This window comes from Enterococcus mundtii (assembly GCF_002947535.1).
GTDB classification, from domain to species: domain Bacteria; phylum Bacillota; class Bacilli; order Lactobacillales; family Enterococcaceae; genus Enterococcus_B; species Enterococcus_B mundtii_B.
This window is the reverse complement of sequence record NZ_PUAP01000064.1, coordinates 1-3766: the sequence shown is the minus strand read 5'-3', so window position 1 is coordinate 3766 and position 3766 is coordinate 1. Positions and strand designations below refer to the sequence as shown.

Genomic DNA, 3766 nt, shown 5'->3' with positions numbered 1-3766 from the left:
TAAATCGCTGTTTTATTTTTATTTATTCATTTCATTTTTTAATGCTTCAGGCATTTTTGGTTCGTAGATAACGAATGTGCAGTCTGCACCGATCGTTCCCATTGCATAAGTTGCGATAGCAATCGCCATCGTTGAGATGACTTGCATCATTTGTAATTTTTTTGTTTTTAGACTTGTTAACATATTTATTCTACCCCTTTATTTTTAATAAACATCAACAATGTAGCAATTGCTAGACCTAACAAGAGATATGTACGAATACTGTCACTAGGTAAAAGCAAGCCGATCGTTGTGATGAACAGAATGATAAGAAACGTTTTTCTTAATTGGAAGGGTCCTTTTGCTTGATTGATCGTTCTCTCTTTCACGAATATACCCAAACCAACGACTAGGATTCCGAGAATAAACCAAGGACGAGTCAGTTCAAAATCAATCGAAGCGGCGATCCAAGGTAAAACAACCAAGAAAAGTACACTCAGTATTGTACAAACTGCACTGTTACTTGCGTGAAATCCTTTTGTTGTAAAACGAACTGAGATGAATACAAGATGTGTGATGAATACTGCTCCTACGATATGTAAGAGAAACGCGATCCCATACATCACGATCATCTTGAACAGATCGACAAATAGGATCGATAACCCATATTCCACCTTTGCTTGTTCAATCGGCGAAAGTCCTAATTGTGAAGCGAAATGTCCACTTATTTTCTTCGATAATTTTTCCTCTATAGAAATGTACTCTTCAGTCATCTTCCACGCTCCTTCGAAATTTATTATACCTATTTTACAAATCCATGGATTATTTTCTCAAAAGTGTTACTTTTTTTATCAAAAGTGCGAAAAAATGATGTGTTTATACTTTTGGAGAGTATTCATTTTCAAAGCGAGTCGCTAATTTTTTTAAATATCTAGTAGAGACTAAACATTCTTCTCCATTAGTCATGATCACTTTTCGCTCTTTTTTATTGATTTCTGCTATATTTGCCAAATTGACGACAAATGATTGATGGCAACGACACAAAGAATCACTTAATTTTTCAATTTCTTTGATTTTACCTGCATACTCAATCATACGATTGTCCAAGTGTACGATCAATTTATGCGGTGTTGGGCTTGAACTAAAAAAGAGAATTTCATCGACATATAACTTTACATCGACCGCACCACTTTTTAACCAGATCTGTTCTCTTGTAGATAATGCAGTATTCATATATCGCTCTATCGCAATATCGATACAACTGATGATTTTTTGTTGTAATTGTTCTTCATTATCTTTGATTATATAATCCAACGCCTCTACCTTATAAAGAAATGTAAGATAGACAAAATCGGTATACGTTGTAACAAAAATGATTTTTGCTGTTGGATCATACAGGCGAATCTGCTTTCCTAGCTCTACCCCATTGATATCTGAATTTAAATCAATGTCTAAAAAGTAGATACCTTCTGTTTTATTAGCTGATACGTAGGATAAGATATCATATGGATTATCGGCAGCTAGCTGGAACTCAACGTCATAATCCATCATCATCACATAATTTTTTATAATATTAGTGATTCGGTTACGATGGATCTCTTCATCATCACAAATAAAAATTTTTAACATAGTTACCCCTCGACTTCACATATAGTTATGATTTGTATAAACTTATCATCTTGGATCTTCGTATCTAAAAACACATTCCCATTCAACTGGACTAGCTCATCTAGATTGGTCAAACCGATCCCAGAATTACCAGGTTTCGTCGTAAAACTTGCTTTCTTTAAGTCATGTAATTTAGGTAAGTCACGTTGACAGTTATTGATCAACATGAATGTACAGTCTTTATGGTCTGCCACGATCGCTAGTTCAATTTCTGGATGTTCAAGTTCTTCTGAAGCTTCGATCGCGTTGTCCAAAATGATCCCGAGCATTCTTACGAGTACCATCGTAGACACTTCGACATGATTGACCACCTCAGGCACAGAAATGCTGACATGGATTCCTTTCTGGTGTGCCATATATAACTTGCTCATGATCACACTTTTGATTTCTCGTATTTTTATATTGGAAATCGAGGACATCCTAAAAATTTCTTGGTCAAAAATCGACCCTGTTCCTTTGATACTGTTTCTAAAATAATCTTTTAGTCCTGCTACATCTTCGGTTTCGATATACTCTTCCAATGAAATAAGAATGTTTTTGTAATCGTGTTTAAATTTTAGAATCTCTAAGTAGTTTTTTTCAGCTTGTTCGCTGTATTCGATCAAGTAACTCATTTGACGTTTTTGTTCTCTATTTTCATATTCCGTTCTTTTTATGAAAATAAAAGAAAAACAAATAATCGCTGAGAACAGTCCGTACAGTATCATGAACAGTTCATGTGCATCGATCAAATAAATTCGCAAATTAGGAAATCTCTCTATGACTACTAGACTAAAGTAAATACAGATCGTAGCTGTTGCAATGACTCCGCTGATCTTTCTTGTCAAAAGATCTTTGTAGCATTTTTCTAATAACCAAGTTTTGAAAATATATGCCAAGAAGAAAAAAAGAAGGGTTCCTAGAATCACAGTTAATCTTATATTTAGAGAAAAGTGAAGAATCGTATAACTGAAATTGATGATATAATCAGAAAAAATATATAAGCAGAATGTTACAGAAGGGATAAATAAAGCAGTATAAATATTTCGCCTAAAATAAAATGTGATTATACAAAGACTGATCCATAAAACTGCAGTGGCGAAAACATTGATCACAAAATAAAGTGCCATATAGCAAAAAATTCCTATGATCGACAAAATGACGTAATACCGATTTTTTAAATGCGTATCCAAATAGCTAGTCACCCAAAAGATGCAAGCCGTTTGAACGATGACAATCAACAAGCTTTCCAGCGTGTCTAAATTCACAAAATGTCCCCCTAATTTAAGTAAGTCCTCATGTATACAACAAACCAAAAACAACAAAGAATTGCTTTATTTAGCATATTTTTTATTAAACTAAGCATAAACTCCTCGTTTTATGTACCTTTCGATAACAAAAACGTTTTAATCCTTTTCAACAAAAAAGATTGTAGCACATTTCACTAGTCATTTGGATTACATGTTGATTAATAAACTGCGTAGAACTTTTCATTTTTTCGGTACAGCCAATGTTTTTTTCTGAAAGTTATAGTCTATTTACATCTATTGCATGTTGTGCTATAATAGATTTATTACGGATCATATGTTATACGACATCTTAATTTGTTTTTATGAAATTTAATCCCACTGGCGTAACTAAAGGGTTACAAGGATGTATTAGTGGTTAGGGAATACATTGTTTAAATGAGAAAGAGTTAATATAGAGTAATCGCCTCTTTAGAGGTTTTAAGTAACACAAATGCTTCGTTAGATTGCCTTTTCTTCGGAAGAGGCAATCGTTTAGTCACCCATTTATCGAAAAACGATAAATTATAATTGAATATCAATATATTTATTAAGGAGAATAATCAAATGAAAAGTCATTCGCTATTTTTAAAAACTACTACCATCGGAGTATGTATTGTTTTCGGTCTGTTTGGTCTTTTATTCGGTACTCAGTTGGTAACCTCGGAATCAGCCAACCCTCTAGATTGGCAAACTACTTTATTGATCACCGTCATTTTCGCTACCTTACTTTCAGGCATCGTCATCGGTAGTATCATTTTTAAATTATTGACAAATGTATCTAAAGACCAGACATTTTCAGATCACTCGCATCGCTTAGTTAGCTATATCCGGAAAGTGATGATTTTCTTATC

The 3766-nt window shown here is 33.6% G+C and carries 4 protein-coding genes and 1 pseudogene; 1 reads left to right on the top strand and 4 read right to left on the bottom strand.

What is annotated here, in order from left to right; all coding sequences use genetic code 11:
* Positions 1–18: 18 nt before the first annotated feature.
* From CUS89_RS15690 to CUS89_RS15995, 4 genes are all read right to left on the bottom strand, one after another.
* Positions 19–183: a cyclic lactone autoinducer peptide gene (locus tag CUS89_RS15690; protein WP_010735382.1), complete on the bottom strand. Its 165-nt coding sequence runs from the start codon at positions 181–183 to the stop codon at positions 19–21.
* Between the two features lie 2 nt (positions 184–185).
* Positions 186–752 (bottom strand): accessory gene regulator B family protein, encoded by a 567-nt coding sequence (locus CUS89_RS15685; RefSeq protein WP_065096370.1) that lies wholly within the window; start codon positions 750–752, stop codon positions 186–188.
* Positions 753–855: 103 nt separating this feature from the next.
* Entirely contained in the window at positions 856–1608 is a 753-nt protein-coding gene (locus CUS89_RS15680; protein WP_019724613.1) for a LytR/AlgR family response regulator transcription factor, read from the bottom strand.
* A gap of 2 nt (positions 1609–1610) precedes the next feature.
* Entirely contained in the window at positions 1611–2894 is a 1284-nt protein-coding gene (locus CUS89_RS15995) for a sensor histidine kinase (protein ID WP_146103423.1), read from the bottom strand.
* A 585-nt stretch (positions 2895–3479) separates the two neighbouring features.
* Here CUS89_RS15995 and CUS89_RS15670 point away from each other — a divergent pair.
* Positions 3480–3766: pseudogene (locus CUS89_RS15670) on the top strand (DUF2975 domain-containing protein); the annotation flags it as partial.

What these genes read in the sequence shown, in the direction of transcription:
- CUS89_RS15690 (WP_010735382.1), bottom strand. Translation starts at nt 183, where the DNA reads ATGTTAACAAGTCTAAAAACAAAAAAATTACAAATGATGCAAGTCATC.
- CUS89_RS15685 (WP_065096370.1), bottom strand. Translation starts at nt 752, where the DNA reads ATGACTGAAGAGTACATTTCTATAGAGGAAAAATTATCGAAGAAAATA.
- CUS89_RS15680 (WP_019724613.1), bottom strand. Translation starts at nt 1,608, where the DNA reads ATGTTAAAAATTTTTATTTGTGATGATGAAGAGATCCATCGTAACCGA.